Source organism: Microbacterium testaceum (assembly GCF_006539145.1).
Taxonomy (GTDB): Bacteria; Actinomycetota; Actinomycetes; order Actinomycetales; family Microbacteriaceae; genus Microbacterium; species Microbacterium testaceum.
In genome coordinates, this window is the sequence record NZ_BJML01000001.1 from 139,130 (window position 1) to 157,136 (window position 18,007).

Here is an 18,007-nt window from a genome sequence, read left to right on the forward strand (position 1 = left end):
GTCCGGGTGTTGTGGACACTCAACGGGTGGGGCGGCGGGCGGGCACGCGAGGGCAGGGGCGGGCGGGCACGCGACGGGCGGGTGAGCGGGCCCGCGAAGGCGGCCCCGCGAGCCCCGCGCGTCAGTCGCCGAGAGCCCCGCGCAGGCGCCGCGTGACCTCCGCGGCGGGCATGCGGCGGGGGAAGGCCGCGACGATCAGGTCGTCGCCGGCAGCGTCGTCGCCGTCGGGGTGCACACCGTAACGGCGCAGCACGTCGTCGAGGGCGCGACGGAGAACGGATGCCGGCACCCGAGCCCCCCGCATCAGCCGGCGCAGCACGTGGTTGTGCACCGCCGTGACCGAGGCCGCGAAGCCGACGGCATCCAGGGGGTCGAGGCCGGGGAGCGCCTCGCGCAGGTATTCGTCGAAGAGGCGTTCGTAGCGGAACACCGTCACGATCTCGCGGTCGCGCAGGCCCGGGATCTGCCGCACGATCGCGTAACGGCGCCGCGCGACCTCGGGGTCGGCGGCGAAGTGCCGGAACACCCGCACCGATGCCTCGCAGACGGCGGCCCACGGGTCGTCGTGCGGTTGGTCGAGGTACGCGCGCGTCTCGGTGAGCAGCACCTCGTGGTCGGCGAAGACCACGTCTTCTTTGCCGCCGAACTGCCGGAAAAACGTCGACCGCGATACCCCGGCCGCCTGTGCGATCTGCTCGACCGAGGTCTGGTCGTAGCCGTGCTCGACGAAGAGGTCGATGGCCGCGGACACGACGGCCGTCCGGCTCGAGGGGGCGGCGCTGTCGGTCACGCCCCGAGCCTATCCGCGGCCCGCCGTCGCGCGGGGTCGGGTTACGCGGGGCGGTCCGTAGATGATCGGGGCGGCGGAGGCAACCGGATGCCGAGACCCCCACGCCCGCGATGGGATGAATGCATGATCTCCTCCCTGTGGCACAGAGACCAGACGTCCGTCGACGGGACGCCGTTCGCACCCGATGCCCGGCACGACGTCGTCATCGTCGGAGCCGGGATCACCGGCCTGTCGATCGCCGTGATGCTCGCCGAGGCGGGGGTCGATGTCGCGATCGTCGACGCGGGCCCCGTGGGGCAGGGGGCGACCGGGGCGTCGGTGGGGATGGCATCCCTTCTGCAGGGGACGACCCTCGCGGCGCTGCGCGCACACCACCCCGCCGGACTCGTGAAGGCGTACGTCGACGCGAACCGCGCGGGGCAGGAGTGGCTCGCCGAGCGTGCGGGAGCCGCTGCCGACCGCCGCACCGCCTTCACGTTCGGCCGGGGACTCTCGACCGACCCGGCGCTCGACGCCGTCCGCGATGCCGCACGCGAGGCCGGGCTGCCGATCCGTGAAGACGCCCCCGGCGACCTCGGCGGACGCACCCCCGTGCGCGCCCTCGCCCTCGACGACCAGCTCGCCCTCGACCCCGTCGCCCTCTCGCGCTCTCTCGCCGAGGCGGCACTCGCGGCCGGGGCGACGCTGCACACGGGCGTCCGCGTGACCGACGTCCGCGCTCTTCCCTCCGGCCGCGTCGACACCGACCACGGCACGATCTTCGGCGACACCGTCGTGCTCGCCACCGGCACGCCCATCACGCGCCGCGGCCTGTACGACCTCAAGACCCGCGCGCTGCGGTCGTGGGCGATCGCGTTCGAGATGGAGGGGGATGCCGAGGCCCCCGGCGGCATGTGGAGCGAGGTCGGCGCCGACGGGCGCAGCGTCGTCGCCGCACCGTCGTCGTTCGGGCGCGGGGTGCTGCTGGTGACCGGGGCACGGCATCCGGTCGGCTCCGCACCCTCGGAGGTCGCGCTCGCCGAAGGCCTCGCCGCGTGGGCCCGTCGTACGCTCCCCGTGGGAGCCGAGATCGCCCGCTGGTCGGGACAGGACTACCAGTCGCACAACCTCGTGCCCTTCGTCGGAGGGATGCCGAGGGGCCTCGGGCGCCTGCGCTTCGCCACCGGCTACGCCGGGTGGGGCCTGACCAACGCCCCGGCCGCCGCGATGCGGTTGAGCGACGAGATCCGCGGGGTCTCGCGCAGCGACCGGCCGCAGTGGATACGCACGATCGGCACGCGCATGACGGTTCCCGCCGATCTCGGCCGCGGCATCGGCGAAGCGGCCCGTCGGGCGGGCGTGGCGGCGGGGGCGTTCGCCGCGGCGGCACCCGCACCGGTCAAGCGGCCCGCCGAGGGCGCCGGGCTGGTGTCGCGGCAGGGACTACGGACCGCGGCGGTGTCGACGATCGAGGGAGAGACGCGCGCGGTGGTCGCCCCGGCTCCGCTGACCTGGAACGACGCGGAACGCTCGTGGGACAGCCCCGTCGACGGCTCGCGCTACGCCCCGGACGGGACGCGGCTCGAGGGCGCGGCATCCGCAGATCTGGGCGTGCGCTGAGGTCGCACGGGGCTCGGCTCGGCCGCGCCGAGACGGCATCTCGCTGACAAACCGGTTGCAGGCTGACGCGGAGTCGTCAGCCAGTTGCCGTCCCGACGGCCGCCACCTGGACGACCGCCAGAGTCAGCTCTTCGGCCGGTCAGCTCTTCGCACCCGACAACGCGAGCGCGCCGCCGAGACCGATCATCATGACCCCGCCGGTTCCCGACAGGGTCGAGATTCGGTTCGGCGACCGGGCGAACCACTCGCGGGCGGTGCCGGCGGCCAGGGCCCACACGCTGTCGCAGGTGAGCGCCATGATCTGGAACGTCAGGCCGAGAACGAGCAGCTGCAGCCACACCGCCCCCGCGTGCGGGTCGACGAACTGCGGCAGCACCGCGACGAAGAACGCGATCGTCTTCGGGTTGGTCAATCCCACGACGAAACCCTGACGCAGCAGGGTCCACGACGACGAGGGCCCGCGCGTCGCCCCGGCGACGTGAGCGTGGCGGTGACGGATGGCCTGGATGCCGAGCCACACGAGATAGATGGCCCCGACGATCTTCAGGATCGTGAAGGCGACGATCGACGACGCGACGATCGCCCCGACGCCGAAGGCCACCGCGAGCACCGCCGGCACGGTACCGAGCGCGTTGCCGACGACGCTCAGCACGCCCGCGCGGCGGCCGAGCGCGATCGAACGCCCGATCACGAAGAGCACGCTCGGACCCGGGATGACGATGATGATGACCGACGCGGCGACGAACGCCAGCACGTTCTCGATCGGAGGCATGCGTGAACTGTACTGCCGTCGCGTTTCGGGACGGTATCGCGCGTCGGGGCGGGCCGAACTCCTGAGATTCAGGATGGCGGTGGCCGCGGACGCGTTCAGTGGGGGTGATCACGCGGTTTCTCACGAGTTCGGCCCGGCCGCCGCCGCGACCCGCCGCCGCCGAGGCCGCCGGACCTGGCGGCCGCGGCCTCACACCGGAACGCCCTCCCGCGCCAGCAGCTCCGTGATCCGGCCGACGCAGCCGCCGCAGCCGGTGCCGGCACGGGTCGCGGCCTTCACGCACGCGACCGTGGGTTCGCCCGCCGCGGCCGCCTCGCGTATCGCCCCGGCGCTGACGCCGTTGCACCAGCACACGGTGGCGTCCGCGGCGAAGGGGTCGCCGGCGGCGGGCATTCCGGCATCCGCGGCGTCGAGGCGCAGCAGCGATGAGCGGTCGGCGGGCAGCTCCGACCCGCGCTCGAACAGCAGGGTCAGCTCGGCGCCGGTGCGCGGCATCCCGACCGCGGCGAAGCCGGTCAGCACCCCCTCGACAGTGACGAGCTTCACGTACGCGCCCCGCGCGGGGTCGGCCCAGAGCGTGACCTGGGGGTCGTGGCATCCGGGTGCGTGAGAGAAGGGGTCGGCGTCGACCGCGCCCCCGGCGACCACGTCGATCCCCTCGGCTTTGAGCATCACGACACCGGGGCGCTCGACCGGTGCGGGCGCCTCGACACCCGACGACAGCAGCGCCGCGAGTCGGTCGGCCTGCCGCCAACCGGGGCCGATGAGTCCGCTCGGTCCGCCGGGCACGCGTCCGTCGGGACCGGTGTCGGCGGGGTCGGCGACGTGCGCGCAGTCGCCGATCGCGAAGACGTTCGGGTCGGTCCACGAGCGCGACGATCCGTCGACGAGCACGCCGGCCGAGGTGGCGAGACCCGCGAGCGAGGCGATTTCCGTCCGTGCCCCGACCCCGCACGACAGCACGAGCAGGTCACCGGCGAGCACTTTGCCGTCGGCGCAGACGAGCCCGTCGAACCAGGCCTGACCGTGGTCGTCGTAGCGCTGCACGATGCTTTCGGCGCGCGCGTGGTGCATCATCTCGATGCCCACGGCGCTCGCCGCGGCGGCGAGCACGCGTCCGCCGTTCTCATCGAGCGTCCGGTTCATCGGCGCGGCGGAGTGATACGCCACGACCACCTCGGCGCCTGCCTCGGCGGCGGCGAGGGCGAGTTCCATGCCGAGCACTCCCGCGCCGAGCACGACGATGCGCTGACCCGCCGAGACCGCTGCGCGCACGTGCTCGGCGTCGGCGAGATCGCGCAGGGCCACGACGCCCCGCGGCAATGCCGCCGCACCGTGGTCGAGTTCAGACGGCAGCGCCGGCCGCGCGGACCGATGCCGCTGCGCCCGCTCGAGTCCCGCGAGCGTCGGCACGTTCGCCCGCGCGCCGGTGGCGAGCACGAGTCGGTCGTAGGGAATCCGGATGCCATCGTGCAGGCGCACCACCCGGAGGTCGCGGTCGACGCCGACTACCGTCGTCCCGAGCACGAACCGGACCCCGGCATCTTCGGCGACGCGGCGATCGCCCAGGTCGAGCCCTTCTCGGTTCATGCGCCCGACGGCATATTCTGCGAGCAGCACGCGGTTGTAGACGTCGTGCTGTTCGGCGCCGATGACGGTGAGGTCGATCCGCCCCTCGCGCACGGCGGGCAGGAGGCCCTCGATCAGCCTCGCCCCCACGGGACCGTAGCCCACCAGCACCACACGCTCAGACATGGGTCTCCTCCTCCGTGCTCGACGACGGGGTGCTCGGCGACAGGCTGCTCGGCAAAGGCGCGCTCGGCGACGTCGCGCTCGTTATCAGCACGCCCGGCGCCGCTCCTCCCGCGACTCCGACGAGCGGGGGAGCCACGCCCTGATGCTCCGCCACGACGACCGGCGAAGCCGCGATGTGATGAGGTGCCGGGGTCGTGGCATCCGGGATTGCCTTCACTTGAACCCGCGTGCGCTTGAACTCGGGCATGGCCGACGTCGGGTCGACGATCGCCTCGGTCAGCCGGTTGGCGCACTCGTCGCCCGCGTAGTGGAACGGCAAGAACACCGTGTCGTGGCGGATATCCGTGGTCACGCTCGCCCGCGCGCGCACGGTGCCGCGCTCGTTCGAGACGGCGACGAGGACTCCGTCGCGGATGCCGAGACGCGACGCCGTCGCCGGATGGATCTCGAGCCGCGCCTCGGGGCGGGCCTTGTGGAGCTCGGTCACGCGGCGGGTCTGGGTTCCCGACTGGTACTGCTGCAGGTATCGGCCGGTGGTGAGGGTGAGATCGGCGCCGCGGTCGGTCGGGGTCGGGGGAGTCGCCTCGACGGGGACGAGCCGCGCGCGGCCGTCGGCGTGGGCGAAATGCTCCGCGAACGGACGCGGTGTGCCCGACGAGCGGTAGGGCCAGTACGCCTCGACGCCGGTGTCGAGCAGCGCGTGCGAGAGGCCGGAGTAGTCGGCGATGCCGCCCTCGGAGGCGCGGGCGAGCTCGTCGAAGACCTCGGCCGGATCGATCGACCACGTGGATGCCGCGCCCAGACGCCGCGCGATCTCGGCCATGATCCACAGCTCGCTGCGGGCGCCCTCGGGTCCGGGCAGGGCGCGCCGGCGGCGGATCACGCGACCCTCGAGCGAGGTCATCGTGCCCTCCTCCTCAGCCCATTGCAGTACGGGGAGCACGATGTCGGCGAGCTCCGCCGTCTCGGAGAGGAAGAAGTCGCACACGATGAGGGTGTCCAGGGCTTTCAGTCGCGAACGCACAGCATCCACGTCGGGTGCCGACACCACGACGTTCGACCCCGCGACGAGCAGCGTCTTCACCGGCCCGCCCAGCTCGCCGAGGAGGGCGGTGGCCGGGACGCCGGCATCCGGAATCTCGTCGGGATCGACGCCCCACACCCCGGCGACGTGCCGTCGGGCTTCGGGGTCGCGGATGGAGCGGTAGCCGGGCAGTTGGTCGGCCTTCTGGCCGTGCTCGCGCCCGCCCTGGCCGTTGCCCTGGCCGGTGAGGGTGCCGTAGCCCGAGCCCTCGCGGCCGACGAGGCCGAGCACGAGCGCGAGGTTGATCGCGGCGGTCGCGGTGGCGGTGCCGTCGACGTGCTGTTCGACGCCGCGTCCGGTGAGGACGTACGCGCCGCCCGCGGCGAGCCGGCGAGCGGTCTCGCGGAGCTGAGCGACCGGGATGCCGGTGGTGGACGAGGTGCGCTCCGGCCACCACGCGCTGACCGAGCGGCGGAGGGCATCGAACCCCGTCGTGCGCTCCTCTATATACGCGCGGTCGGCGAGGCCCTCGGCGAGGGCGATGTGCGTGAGTCCGAGCAGCAGGGGCAGGTCGGTGCCGGGAGCGGGTTGCAAGTGGGTTCCGGCGCCGTCCTCGGCGAGGCGCGCGGTGGCGGAGCGGCGGGGGTCGACGACGATCAGGCCGCCCGCGGCGCGCGCTCCGGCGAGGTGCGCGAGGAACGGCGGCATGGTCGCGGCGACGTTCGAGCCGAGCAGCAGGATCGTTTGTGCTTCGTCGAGGTCGGCGACGGGGAAGGGGAGGCCCCGATCCATCCCGAAGGCCCTGTTGGATGCCGCCGCGGCCGACGACATGCAGAACCGGCCGTTGTAGTCGATGCGCGAGGTGCCGAGCGCGACGCGGGCGAACTTGCCGAGCTGGTACGCCTTCTCGTTGGTCAATCCGCCGCCGCCGAAGATGGCATTCGCGTCGGCTCCGTGCGCGGCTTTCGTGTCGCGGAACGCCGCGGCGACGGCATCCAGTGCCTCATCCCAGGTGGTTTCGGCGAGGGTTCCGTCGGGCTGCCGGGTCAACGGCATCCGGAGTCGTTGGGGGGATGCCAGGAGCTCCGCCGACGTCCAGCCCTTGGCGCAGAGTCCTCCCCGGTTGGTGGGGAAGTCGCGGCCGGTGACCGTCGTGGAGCCCGCGTGGCTGACGGTCATGGCGCACTGCAATGCGCAGTAGGGGCAGTGGGTGTCGGCGGAGCTCATGGGGTCAGATCCGCGTTCCGGTCTTCTTTGACAGGCGGAGGTACACGCCCGCGGTGAGGGCGAGGAAGGCCACGTAGGCGAGGGCGAACCAGCCGAGGGCGGGGGTGTACGAGCCGAACGTCGTCTTCGAGAAGCCGAGCAGCTGCGGGATGAAGAATCCGCCGTACGCGCCGATCGCCGAGATGAGGCCGAGGGCCGCGGCCGCCTTGCGCTGCGCGCCGATTCCGCCGTTGGCCTTGAGGGCGAAGATCGTCGGGATCATGCGGTAGGTCGAGCCGTTGCCGATGCCCGCCGCCGCGAACAGCACGAGGAAGCAGAGCAGGAAGATCGCGAAGTTCTGCATCGGCAGGGTGAGGATCACGCTCAGGATGCCGAGCCCCATGACCGTGAAGGCGCCGATCGTGATGACGGTGCCGCCGAAGCGGTCGGCGAGCTTGCCGCCGTAGGGGCGGGCGAGCGAGCCGACAAGCGCACCCATGAACGCGAGGGTGACGGTGGCGGTGCCGATCGTGAAGCCCTTGAAGTCGGGGAACGTGTCGGCGAGCAGCTTCGGGAAGACGCCCGCGAAGCCGATGAACGAGCCGAAGGTGCCGATGTAGAGGAGCGAGAGCACCCACATGTGTGGCTCTTTGAGAGCGGCGAGGGATGCCGTGATGTCGGCCTTCGCGGCGGAGAGGTTGTCCATGCGGAGGTAGGCGCCGACCATCGCGACGAGGATCAGCGGCACCCAGATGAGGCCAGCGAGCGGCAGGTTGAGGGTCGCTGCGGCGCCGACGGTGATGACGATGGGGACGACGAACTGCGCGACCGAGGCGCCGAGGTTGCCGCCGGCGGCGTTGAGTCCGAGGGCGTAGCCCTTCTGCGCGGCGGGGTAGAAGAACGTGATGTTCGACATGGAGCTGGCGAAGTTGCCGCCGCCGAAGCCGGCGAACGCGGCGATCAGGAGCAGGAGGCCGAAGGGCGTCTGGGGGTTCGACACCGCGATGGCGAGGCCGATGCTCGGGATGAGCAGGAGGCCGGCCGAGACGATCGTCCAGTTGCGGCCGCCGAAGCGCGGGACCATGAAGGTGTAGGGGATGCGCAGCGTCGCGCCCACCAAGCTCGGCATGGAGATGAGCCAGAAGATTTCACCGGTGGAGAGCTGGAAGCCCGCCGCCGGCAGCGAGACGACGACGACCGACCACAGCTGCCAGACGACGAAGCCGAGGAACTCGGCGAAGATCGACCACCGCAGGTTGCGGGAGGCGATGGCCTTGCCCTCGTTGGCCCACTGGGTGGGGTTCTCGGGGTTCCAGTTGTCGATCCAGCGGCCGGAGCGGTGGGTCAGGGTTGCGTCGGCCTGGGCTGTTTGGGCCGGCGTTGCGGCCGCGGGCGGCGTTGCGGTTTCGGGGCGCGGGTCGGTGACGGTCACGGGGTCCTCCGGTGGGCGATGCGGGGGAGGTGCAGCGCCTCGCATGGGCGGGGCGTGCCGCCAGCGTAGGGAGGGGGCGTTACCCGGGAGGGCGTCGGGAGGGGCGGGGAGGTAACGGTTCTTTCACCCGAAAGAGTTCCCACCGAGAGACACGAGTTACAAACACGAAACACTCACCACTTCAACCATCCTCGGTGCCGTTAGCGGTGGGCGTCGTGAGGCTGGTGTCCTGCATCCCTACGGCAGCAGCGAACTTGTCACCAAAATCCGTGGCGGTGATAATCCCTTTGTCATAGTCCAGATGTGCTCCGGTAATGCCTCTGGCTCCCCCGATCTCCTGAAAGTTTGGAGCATTTAGCATCGCTTCGACGGCGGCCTGTGCCGCTGCTCGTTCTGGCCGCTTTTCCTGCCAGTCGTAAGCGCCGTCAGCCGTAAGCGATCTGGTGTAGTCCACTGTAACGAGCTTCAGTCGCACCCAGTTGTCGACATAAGTAGGCGTCATAGGGTCCGCGACAGGAAGCCCATCTTGCGACTCGGTGTTGAGCACGTGGGTTCGGATAATATTGTATCCGCCGGCAGGGTCGAAGACTCGTTTGAACTGGACAATCGGTGTGGTTCTAGCGTTATGCCCCAGAAGGTCTCGAAGGTATATCGCTTCGTCAGACGTTAGCTCCCGAACTATTTGGGCGAAAGAGGGGTGTGCCCAATTTGCAGAGCGCGCGTTTGACGCCGTGGCCAGCAGCTCGAGGTACATCTGTTTAAGAACGGGCTCATCCAAAGAGTAAGAGAGTCCCTCGAAAACGGGGCCAGCGATTGACGCCTTTGGTGTTTGTAGGTCCTCGTCGGGTACATCCTCTATCTTGGCGGCGTAATCTGAGGAGAACTCGGTCTCGAAGTACGTCCGCGAGATCCCCATTATGCCAGCGAGTGGGCGCATGATGATTAGGCTCATTGCCTCCTTAATGGCCATCTTCTGACCCTTCAGGCGTGCTGCGGCTTTGAATTCCTCAGTTTGCTTCGCCGCCTCCAAAAGTGCTTGCTGTTCGCTCTTTCGGATTTCGCGGGCAGAACGCATTGCGAGTTCGGTCGTGCTCTTGGCGGCTCCCAGTGCAGCCGCCCCGGCTGCCGCTTCAAGTCCTGTCATTGGGCGAGACTAACTCAACTGCGAGACTCACAAACGTCTCATTGCGGTGGTTCGTGTGGCGCGCGAGTCTGGCCTGGCTTGGCTTGAGGCTCCGTCTCAGGCGTCGTCGGCTGAAGTCGATGCCGCGAGATGTGCGTGGTCAAGAAACAGCACGGTGGCTGGTTCGGCGCTCAATGAGGTCGCGGAGTTCAGCCCTTGGTGTGGCTACTCACCCCGCTGCGCCCGCAACCGCGCCTTCTTCTCGTGGTTGCCGCACGTGTTCATGTCGCACCACCGGCGCGTGCGGCCGCGACTGGTGTCGAAGAACCCCGCGCGGCAGGTGGGAGAGGCGCAGAGCGCGAGGGTGCCGGGGCGCACGCCGGCGAGGATCTCGATGGCGTCGGCGGCCACGACCCCGAGGGCTGCCGCGACGGTCGCGGGCTGCCCGAGGAACCATCGCCGGTGGCCGTCCTCGGCGAGCACCGCCACGGCGCCGCCGCGTGCGCTGAACCCGTTGATGACCTCGACGGCGTCGCGAGGGCGCGGCTGCCCGACGGCCTGAGCCGACGCCGCGATATGAATGGCCTCGCGCAGCTCCACCGCGGCGGCGAGGTCGGCGGGCGAGCACGCATCGACCGCGAGGTCCACCTCCCGCAGCCAATCCGCGAGACGTGCGGGGGTCGGGATGCGTTCCACGGGTGCGCCGAACCGTTCCGTGAGCGTCCCCGTGAAGGTGGTGGCGAGCACGGAACCGAGACGAAACTCCGGGTCGCGAGCAGTCATGGAACCAGCATAGGCGGTTCCGCTTTGTCGGCGAAGGTGATAGAACCGTCATAGCCGGTTCCATCCGCCGGTCGACGAGGAGCATCGATGAGCGACCAGATGACGACGGACCGGATCGAGCGCTTCGAGGCGCACACCACCGACGAGGACCTCGCCGCGCTGCGCGCACGCCTGACCTCGACGCGACTCCCTGAACGCGCAACGACACCCCACGACGCGCGAGGCCGCGATCGGTGGGAGCAAGGCCCGCCCCTCGCCGACATCGTCGAGCTCATCGAGTACTGGCGAACCGGGTACGACTGGCTGCCGTTCGAGCGCAGGCTCAACGAGATCGGCCAGTTCCGCACGGTCATCGACGGGCTCGGCATCCATTTCCTCCACCGCCGTTCGCCGCGGCCGGATGCCACCCCGCTCGTCCTGACCCACGGCTGGCCGGGGAGCGTCGCCGAGTTCGTCGACGTCATCGACGAGCTCTCCGAACCTCAGGATGCCGGTGCCCCGGCGTTCCACGTCGTCGTGCCGTCGCTGCCGGGGTACGGCTACTCCGACAAACCCGCCGAAGAGGGATGGGGCACCGAGCGCATCGCGGCCGCGTGGGTCCAGCTCATGCGCCGGCTCGGCTACGACCGGTTCCTCGCCCACGGCGGCGATTGGGGCGGGCCGGTCACCATCGTGCTCGGTGGTCGGTTTCTGGAGCACGTCATCGGCATCCACACGACCATGCCGAGCGCGCCGCCCGGCCTCCGTCTCGACGGGCTCGACGACACCGAACGGCAGTGGGTCGAGCACACCCGCGCCTTCGGGAGGAACCGTCTCGCTTACGCGAAGGTCATGGCAACCGCGCCGCAGACGATCGGGTATTCCCTAGTCGACTCGCCCGTCGGGCTGCTCGCGTGGATCCTTGAGAAGTTCTTCGAGTGGAGCGACACGCTCGACTCGCCGTTCGAGACCATCTCGCGCGACCGCTTCCTCGACAACGTGACCTTGTACTGGCTCACGGCGAGCGGCGCGTCAGCGGCGCGAATCTACTTCGAGAGTCACCAGTCGCTCGACCCCGACCTGCGGGTGGCGGTGCCCGCGGCCCTTACGACGTACCCGCACGACATCGAGAAGCACCCGCGGTCCTGGGCGGAGGAGCGGTTTCGCCACATCGTGCGATGGCGGGCACCCGAGGCGGGTGGCCACTTTCCCGCGTTGGAGATGCCGGGGGAGTTCGTGCGCGACCTGCGGGAGGGGTTGGTGGCGGTGCTGGCGGCGTCGCGGTGAGGCGTTGCGAGCCTGATCGTGCCCCACCCTCGAGCCGCGTCGTCGATGCGTATCGCGATGCCTGGTCGGATAGCTTGTCGGTCGCGGTTCCCCAGGCGCATCTCGATCGGCCGCTTCCCGTAGGAGGAGTCGTCGCGGAGCTTGCGGTGTGAGACGAAGACGCCGCGGCCAAGCGTGACAACATGATCGGTGCCGCTGTCACCTGGCGCATCCCCCCAGTCTTCATGCTGCTCATGGTGTGGGGCGCTGGGGTCTCTGGGTTGCCTTTCGGGGGCGACGCCGACGCGGCCAACGCGTCCGCCCGGCCGGAGGAACGCTGGGCTTCGACGACGTGTGGCGTCCGTCGGCGGCGGAGACGCGGGTGGTGTGGGAGGTCGAGCAGTCGACGCCGGTTCCCACCCCGACACCTGACCGCGGGCCGGGCGTCATCGATGGGAACCGCATCGTGATCGAGGCAGCGACTGTGCGGCATCCGGATCCGGCGAAGCCCCATTCCCGCGAGTAGGCCTGAGGGCAGAAGTTAACGACCCGCAGTGGTCCGCGTCATCCGCGTCGCCGGTGGAACATATCGTTACCAGGTAACATTACCTGTGAACGTTTTGTGTCAGAGAGAGGGAAGTCGTGCGACCTGTCACGCCGAACTCAGCTGTGCAGGGCAAGGGCAGCCGCAGCGGCTTCTACCGCAGCGCGAACAGGGGAGCATGGGAGCGGATCGCTCGGGGCCTCTACCTCCCCGAAGGCGCGCCCGCAGCGGACTGGGACCAGCTCGAAGCATCTGCCCGACGCCCCGAGGCGACCATCTGCCTCATCTCGTCGCTCGCGTACTACGACCTCACTGATGTCATCCCCGACGCGCTCGACGTGGCTATTCCTCGTGGTACCCGCGCTCCCGCGTCAGAAGGTGCCATCCGTTGGCATCGGTTCGATGCGGGCACCTTCTTGTTGGAGCGAGAAGACGTCGTCATCCCCGGCAGCACTCAGCGGATCGGCATCTACACGCCGGAACGAACGATCGTGGACTGCTTCCGCTTACGAGCCGACACGGGTTACGAGATTCCGCGCGACGCGCTGAAAGAGTGGTTGCGACGCGGGGGGAAGCCCGCGACCTTGATGAAAGTGGCTCAAGCCCTTCCTCGGAGCACCAAGCCTGTACGCGACGCACTCGAGATTCTCGCGTGAGCGGCGTTGAGGTTTTCCGAGCGGTGCAGGCGCTCGCGCGCTCGGGCGCCACGAACGGCGCTCCGGTGGCGACGCAGGAGTATCTTCTCCGGCACGCACTCGAATCCTTTCTCGCGAGGCTCACGCAAACGATGCATGCGGAGGATTTCGTCCTGAAAGGCGGCCTCTTGCTCGGCGCATATGGCGTGCGCCGTTCCACCAAGGACGCCGACTCGAACGCGATAGCAGCTGATGTCACGCCTGCGCACCTTCGCCGGGTCGTTCACGACGTCGCCGCCATCGAAGCTAACGACGGCGTTGAGTTCTTGCTCGACAGTCTCGTAGTGAACGACATCCGGGAGGATGCCAACTACCCGGGCATGCGGCTTCGTCTCAAAGTGAGCATCGGTAGCTGGCAGGGTGCCATCGCGTGGGACGTGTCGACGGGCGATCCCGTCGTCCCCGCGCCGCGCAGGGTGACGCTGCCTCGTCTTCTCGGGCAGCCCATCACGCTCCTGGGATACGCGCCGGAGTCGACGATTGCGGAGAAAGGCGTGACCATCCTGGAGAGGGGGGTCACGAGCACTCGCTGGCGCGACTACGTAGACATCGTGACCCTCGGTGAAGCGGGAATCGACATCGCAGACCTGCGCGAGGCCGCTCGGGCCGTGGCGTCCTACCGAGGCGTCGAGTTGCAGGTGATCGGGCCCGTTCTCGAGGGATACGGCGCCGTCAGCCAGCGGAAGTGGGCTGCCTGGCGACGAAAGGAACGGCTGGAGGCCGTGAGCGAGGAAAGCCTCGACGACCAGATCGTCCGTGTCGCTGCGATTCTCGATCCCGCTTTCAAGGACTGGTGACTCGCGGCCTCGCACAAGGACCCGCGTCACGATGCGCTTCGCGGCAGGGTGTGACTTCCTCGCGTGGGTTCCCGGCCCGACCGCTGTCGACCTTCATTCGACGAGAGGTCCCGCGTCCGGCGGGCGGGCTGAGCCCTAGCGGTCGACAACCGCCGCCACAGCCTCGATCTCCACGAGCTGGTCGTCGTACCCGAGCACGGTGACGCCGAGGAGCGTGCTCGGCGCGTCGTGCTCGCCGAATGCCTCCCGGACGACCTCCCATGCCGACAACAGGTCGGCTTGGCGAGTGGAGGCCACCAGAACGCGCGTACTGATGACATCCGTGAGACCGGCGCCGGCCTCGCGCAGCGCGATTCTCATGTTCTCGACGCACTTCGCCGCCTGGGCTGCGTAATCGCCGATGCCCGTGGTCGTGCCGTCGAGGTTCAGTGGGCAGGAACCGGCGAGGAAGATCAGCCGCGCCTCGGCGGGAGCGGCGGCGGCGTACGCATACTCCGCGCTGTCGGAGAGTGCAGTCGAACGGATGAGCGTGACGGCGGCGGGCATGTTCTGACCTTTCGAGGGCGGGCTCAGACGTTGCGGGCCATGAGCACGATCGGGGCGTCGAGGGTCTCGGTGTCGGCGACGAATCCGAGCGACTCATAAAGTCGGCGGGCCGGGGTGTTGGATGCCAACACCCCCAGCTGCACACGTGGAACGCCCCGGGCGCGTGCGTGTTCAGGGCGAGGAGAAGGATCCGGCGTCCCCATCCTTGGCCGCGCACGGTCGGATCGACGATCAGTCGGCCGATGCGCAAAGCGTCATCGGCCGGGGTGAGCTGCACGTGGCCGACGGGCTCGCCCTCTCCGGTGTCAGCATCCAGGCGGTCGCGCCGGGTCGTTTGTGCAGATCGTCGAGGTCGCTCGGGAGGAAGGGCCACGTCATCCACGGGCCGGCGAAGGCGTAGAGAGCCTCGGCGTCGGGAACCCAGCTCGCGATGACAGGCAGGTCTGCGTTCGTCCGGGGGCGGAACGAGTGCACGCTCCTCACCGTAGACCGGGCCGCGCAGGGAATGCTGCCGCCATCGAAGAATCACACGCTCCGAGCGGACGCGGCTGTCTCAGGTGATGAGCGGGCTTCAGTCGGCCGGCAGCTCTTTGGCGGCGGTGGGTCGCCCGCGCACCGTTGCCGCCGAGATGATGAGAGCGCCGCTGACGACAGACGCGGCAATCAACGCCGACCCGACCAAGATCGCGGCGAGGAGCGACTGCCGAAGGCGCAGACTTTCGCAGATCCACGTGTCGTGCACCACTCCTTCGCAAGCCCCACCCGGAAACGTGCCCGCGAAGAGGGAGATTCCGGCGACCAGGGCGATAGTGCACGCGACGAAGGCGACGAGAGCAAGAGTCACACGCATGAGGACCTCACGTTGAGTTTGTCCGACAGCGTCCTTGGGCAAGGCGCTGCGGACAACGTATCGATCCTGCAGCCCTCATCCGGAAGCGTGGGGCGAGGGGGAACGATGCCTCACCCGTTGCGCGCAGTCGTCGCGATTTCTGCTCTCACGCCATTCTGAGCGAGCCCAGCACGACATCGACCTGGTCTGCGAGGTGGTCGTCGCCGATCGGAACGGAGCCGAGAACAACCACCCGATTCACCCCCAAAGCAGCGCACATCGCGACGACCGCGAACGCGTCGGCCGTGCCCCGGGCGACGGCGCAGTCGATCCCCGCCAGCGTTCCGTACTCGACATGGTCGATGTGCACGTGCGGTTCGCTCGCGTGGACGACACTCATCATGTCCACGCCATAGTCGCGCACCGTCATCACGCCGATCTCACGATGGGCGATGACCCGGACGACCGCCTCGCTCCATCGCGCCGTCAGCAGGGGATCGTCGCCGCCTGTGCCGTGCTCGATGCGTGCGCCGGACGGCACGTTGATGGTGAACGCCTCCGCCTTCGTCGTACGCAACTGGGGAGGCGTCTCCACCGAGGGAAGCTCGTCGGGAACCCGGAAGGCCACTCGTGAGTGTGTGAACAACACCCGACTCACGGCACCGGTTGGACGCTGCCGGCGATGACCTGCCACCGCCCATCGATGATCGACCAATAGCGCAGGTAGCTCATCTTTCCTTCGACGCGGTGACCGTCGTCGATCAGCCGTGCGTCGACCAACGAGTCGACCCGAGCCCTCCCCGCGTGCTCTCGCGTCGATCGGTGCAGTTCGAGTATCTGCTCGAAGCGCACCGCTCCGGTCGAGTGGGCGTTGAGGTCGGCTTCGCGGTCGGTCACCGAGCCATCAGGAAGCTCGAATGCCAGACCCTCGAAGAGCACGTTCCGCAAGGCATCCGTGTCGCTGCGTCGCATGGCTTCGTGGAGGGCGTCTTGGGCCTCGTCGACGGAGCGCCCCGACGCATCGCGCGTGGTCATGCCCCGAGGCTAGCGCGGGAAGAAATGGCTCGGGACGCGCTTTGCGACGGGCCCGACGGGGTTGTGCTCGTCCGCCCAAGAACGACGACCACCCTCCCGACAGCGCGAAGCCGACGGGCCGGGATTCCTCCCCGCCAACCAACCGCGGCATCCGTGCACCGTGCACACTCTGCGGTGTGAAGTTCGCCACCCGAGCCACTGCGCTGCCCGGCCGACCTTTCTAGCGTGAGGGGGGCGCGAAGACGCGCACCAGAACGCTCGAATCGCGTCCGACGCAGCCGTCGACGCGGGGAGGTGAACGACGATGTCTCTCGACGAACTCGACACGCGCACCACGACACCGCTCTCGGTGTCCGGCCTCGCGCACCTGCCGTGGCGGAGCCCCTCAGCCGGGACCGGTCGGCCCGCTGTGCGCGACGTGACCGAAGAGCTCAGCTATCGCGGCCTCGAACGGCGGGCGGCCGCGTGCGCGGAGCAGTTCGCCGCGCGCGGGATCGGGCGCGGCGACGTGGTGGCGATCATGCTGCCGAACTCTGTCGCGTTCCTCGCTGCGATGCTGGGCGCCTGGCGCGTGGGTGCAGCGGTCACGCCGGTGAACCCCACGTTCACGGAACGGGAGCTGCGCTATCAGCTCGACGATTCGGGAGCGCGTCTGCTCGTGACGTCCGGCGCCCCCGCGGTCGAGGTCGAGACGCTGGCGCCGGCGGATCTCGCGCGCATCCCCGACGGATCCATCGACGATCCGACCATCACCCCCGACACGCTGGCCCTGCTCGTGTACACGAGCGGCTCGACCGGCCAGCCCAAGGGCGTCATGCTCGATCACGCCAACCTCAACGCCATGGCCGCTTCCCTCCGCCGCCACATCGAGCTCGGACCCGACGATCAGGCACTGCTCGTCCTGCCGCTCTTCCACGTCAACTCGCTCTGCGTGAGCTTCCTCGCCCCCATCAGTGCGGGCGGCAGCGTGTCGATCCTGGAACGTTTCGCCCCGGGCACGTTCCTCGACGCGGTCCAGCGCTATCGACCCACCTACTTCTCGGCGGTGCCGGCGATCTTCGCGAGACTGGCCGAGGTCCCGCGGGAACAGATTCCGCGCCTGCCCTCGCTGCGCCTGGCGATCTGCGGCGCCGCACCGGCCAGCCCCGAGCTCCTCGCCCTCAGCGAGAAGCGATTCGGCATCCCGATCCTCGAGGGCTACGGCCTCACCGAAGCCACGTGCGCTTCGGCGTGCAACCCCCTGTGGGGCGAGCGCAAGCCGGGCACCGTCGGTCGCGCCCTCCCCGGCCAGCAGATCGCCATCCTCGACGACGAGGGCCGTCTCGTGCCGCCGGGCGTGCGGGGGGAGGTCGCGATCCTCAGCCCCACGGTCATGCGCGGGTATCTCGGACGACCGGATGCCACGGCAGAGGTGATGCGCGGAGGATGGCTGCGCACGGGGGACATCGGCATCCTGGACGAGGACGCCTATCTGACGCTCGTCGATCGGGCCAAGGACATGATCATCCGCGGCGGCGAGAACCTCTACCCCAAAGAGATCGAGGCCTTCCTCGCCACCCACCCCGCGGTGCTCGAGGCCGCGGTCATCGGGCGTCCCGACCCCGTATACGGCGAGGTCCCCATCGCCGATGTCGTGCTGCACCCCGGCGAGGTCGTCACCGAGGATCAGCTCCGCGCCCACTGCGCCGAGGGCCTGACCAAGATCAAGGTGCCCGCCGAGATCCGCATCGTCACGGATCTCGCGCGCAACCCGGTCGGCAAGGTCGACAAGCCCGCCATGCGCCGCGCACTCGCCGCGGCCACTGCCTGACCTCTTCGCTTCCCCCATCCCG

At 69.5% G+C, this 18,007-nt stretch carries 16 protein-coding genes and 1 pseudogene; 5 read left to right on the forward strand and 12 right to left on the reverse strand.

The features are described 5' to 3' along the window. Positions 1-121: 121 nt before the first annotated feature. Entirely contained in the window at positions 122-790 is a 669-nt protein-coding gene (locus tag MTE01_RS00785) for a TetR/AcrR family transcriptional regulator (RefSeq protein WP_103206670.1), read from the reverse strand. Between the two features lie 123 nt (positions 791-913). On the opposite strand from MTE01_RS00785, the gene MTE01_RS00790 reads away from it, so the two are divergent. Next, positions 914-2,389, forward strand: coding sequence for an FAD-dependent oxidoreductase (locus MTE01_RS00790; RefSeq protein WP_246077924.1), 1,476 nt, complete (start codon positions 914-916; stop codon positions 2,387-2,389). 139 nt (positions 2,390-2,528) lie between these two features. Here the strand turns inward: MTE01_RS00790 and MTE01_RS00795 are convergent, their stop codons facing one another. The 6 genes from MTE01_RS00795 to MTE01_RS00820 form a co-directional block, all read right to left on the reverse strand. Then, positions 2,529-3,161, reverse strand: coding sequence for a LysE family translocator (locus MTE01_RS00795; RefSeq protein WP_141375155.1), 633 nt, complete (start codon positions 3,159-3,161; stop codon positions 2,529-2,531). Between the two features lie 189 nt (positions 3,162-3,350). Further along, the gene (locus tag MTE01_RS00800; protein ID WP_141375157.1) at positions 3,351-4,916 is read right to left on the reverse strand and encodes an FAD-dependent oxidoreductase; all 1,566 of its coding nucleotides are present in this window, start codon (positions 4,914-4,916) and stop codon (positions 3,351-3,353) included. Then, positions 4,909-7,167, reverse strand: coding sequence for a molybdopterin oxidoreductase family protein (locus MTE01_RS00805; RefSeq protein ID WP_246077925.1), 2,259 nt, complete (start codon positions 7,165-7,167; stop codon positions 4,909-4,911). The genes MTE01_RS00800 and MTE01_RS00805 overlap by 8 nt, the downstream gene beginning before the upstream one ends. A gap of 4 nt (positions 7,168-7,171) precedes the next feature. Next, positions 7,172-8,578, reverse strand: a complete 1,407-nt coding sequence (locus MTE01_RS00810; protein WP_141375159.1) for an MFS transporter — start codon at positions 8,576-8,578, stop codon at positions 7,172-7,174. Positions 8,579-8,759: 181 nt separating this feature from the next. Next, the gene (locus tag MTE01_RS00815; protein ID WP_141375161.1) at positions 8,760-9,722 is read right to left on the reverse strand and encodes a DUF4393 domain-containing protein; all 963 of its coding nucleotides are present in this window, start codon (positions 9,720-9,722) and stop codon (positions 8,760-8,762) included. A 204-nt stretch (positions 9,723-9,926) separates the two neighbouring features. After that, positions 9,927-10,484 (reverse strand): CGNR zinc finger domain-containing protein, encoded by a 558-nt coding sequence (locus MTE01_RS00820; RefSeq protein ID WP_141375163.1) that lies wholly within the window; start codon positions 10,482-10,484, stop codon positions 9,927-9,929. Between the two features lie 87 nt (positions 10,485-10,571). On the opposite strand from MTE01_RS00820, the gene MTE01_RS00825 reads away from it, so the two are divergent. The 3 genes from MTE01_RS00825 (at position 10,572) to MTE01_RS00835 (ending at position 13,765) form a co-directional block, all read left to right on the forward strand. Next, positions 10,572-11,750, forward strand: a complete 1,179-nt coding sequence (locus MTE01_RS00825) for an epoxide hydrolase family protein (protein ID WP_246077926.1) — start codon at positions 10,572-10,574, stop codon at positions 11,748-11,750. Between the two features lie 648 nt (positions 11,751-12,398). Then, a complete protein-coding gene (locus tag MTE01_RS00830; protein WP_246077927.1) occupies positions 12,399-12,929 on the forward strand; it encodes a type IV toxin-antitoxin system AbiEi family antitoxin domain-containing protein in 531 nt (176 codons plus the stop codon). Beyond that, positions 12,926-13,765: a nucleotidyl transferase AbiEii/AbiGii toxin family protein gene (locus MTE01_RS00835; RefSeq protein WP_141375167.1), complete on the forward strand. Its 840-nt coding sequence runs from the start codon at positions 12,926-12,928 to the stop codon at positions 13,763-13,765. The genes MTE01_RS00830 and MTE01_RS00835 overlap by 4 nt, the downstream gene beginning before the upstream one ends. Positions 13,766-13,900: 135 nt before the next feature. Here the strand turns inward: MTE01_RS00835 and MTE01_RS00840 are convergent, their stop codons facing one another. The 5 genes and pseudogenes from MTE01_RS00840 to MTE01_RS00855 all read right to left on the reverse strand — a co-directional run bounded on the left by MTE01_RS00840 (position 13,901) and on the right by MTE01_RS00855 (position 16,175). Next, positions 13,901-14,311: a RidA family protein gene (locus MTE01_RS00840; protein ID WP_141375168.1), complete on the reverse strand. Its 411-nt coding sequence runs from the start codon at positions 14,309-14,311 to the stop codon at positions 13,901-13,903. A gap of 23 nt (positions 14,312-14,334) precedes the next feature. Next, positions 14,335-14,840 (reverse strand): annotated as a pseudogene (locus MTE01_RS17475) (GNAT family N-acetyltransferase). 42 nt (positions 14,841-14,882) lie between these two features. Next, complete coding sequence (locus tag MTE01_RS00845) at positions 14,883-15,161, reverse strand: CDP-diglyceride synthetase (protein ID WP_141375170.1); 279 nt, start codon at positions 15,159-15,161, stop codon at positions 14,883-14,885. Positions 15,162-15,306: 145 nt separating this feature from the next. Continuing rightward, positions 15,307-15,735 carry a hypothetical protein gene (locus MTE01_RS00850; RefSeq protein WP_141375172.1) on the reverse strand — a complete coding sequence of 143 codons (429 nt, stop codon included), beginning with the start codon at positions 15,733-15,735 and terminating at the stop codon, positions 15,307-15,309. Between the two features lie 59 nt (positions 15,736-15,794). Further along, complete coding sequence (locus tag MTE01_RS00855) at positions 15,795-16,175, reverse strand: nuclear transport factor 2 family protein (RefSeq protein ID WP_141375174.1); 381 nt, start codon at positions 16,173-16,175, stop codon at positions 15,795-15,797. Between the two features lie 304 nt (positions 16,176-16,479). Here MTE01_RS00855 and MTE01_RS00860 point away from each other — a divergent pair, with 304 nt between their 5' ends. Further along, complete coding sequence (locus MTE01_RS00860) at positions 16,480-17,985, forward strand: class I adenylate-forming enzyme family protein (RefSeq protein WP_141375176.1); 1,506 nt, start codon at positions 16,480-16,482, stop codon at positions 17,983-17,985. Positions 17,986-18,007 lie beyond the last annotated feature (22 nt).

What these genes read in the sequence shown, in the direction of transcription:
- MTE01_RS00790 (WP_246077924.1), top strand. Translation starts at nt 914, where the DNA reads ATGATCTCCTCCCTGTGGCACAGAGACCAGACGTCCGTCGACGGGACG.
- MTE01_RS00795 (WP_141375155.1), bottom strand. Translation starts at nt 3,161, where the DNA reads ATGCCTCCGATCGAGAACGTGCTGGCGTTCGTCGCCGCGTCGGTCATC.
- MTE01_RS00800 (WP_141375157.1), bottom strand. Translation starts at nt 4,916, where the DNA reads ATGTCTGAGCGTGTGGTGCTGGTGGGCTACGGTCCCGTGGGGGCGAGG.
- MTE01_RS00805 (WP_246077925.1), bottom strand. Translation starts at nt 7,167, where the DNA reads ATGAGCTCCGCCGACACCCACTGCCCCTACTGCGCATTGCAGTGCGCC.
- MTE01_RS00815 (WP_141375161.1), bottom strand. Translation starts at nt 9,722, where the DNA reads ATGACAGGACTTGAAGCGGCAGCCGGGGCGGCTGCACTGGGAGCCGCC.
- MTE01_RS00820 (WP_141375163.1), bottom strand. Translation starts at nt 10,484, where the DNA reads ATGACTGCTCGCGACCCGGAGTTTCGTCTCGGTTCCGTGCTCGCCACC.
- MTE01_RS00825 (WP_246077926.1), top strand. Translation starts at nt 10,572, where the DNA reads ATGAGCGACCAGATGACGACGGACCGGATCGAGCGCTTCGAGGCGCAC.
- MTE01_RS00840 (WP_141375168.1), bottom strand. Translation starts at nt 14,311, where the DNA reads ATGCCCGCCGCCGTCACGCTCATCCGTTCGACTGCACTCTCCGACAGC.
- MTE01_RS00845 (WP_141375170.1), bottom strand. Translation starts at nt 15,161, where the DNA reads ATGCGTGTGACTCTTGCTCTCGTCGCCTTCGTCGCGTGCACTATCGCC.
- MTE01_RS00855 (WP_141375174.1), bottom strand. Translation starts at nt 16,175, where the DNA reads ATGACCACGCGCGATGCGTCGGGGCGCTCCGTCGACGAGGCCCAAGAC.
- MTE01_RS00860 (WP_141375176.1), top strand. Translation starts at nt 16,480, where the DNA reads ATGTCTCTCGACGAACTCGACACGCGCACCACGACACCGCTCTCGGTG.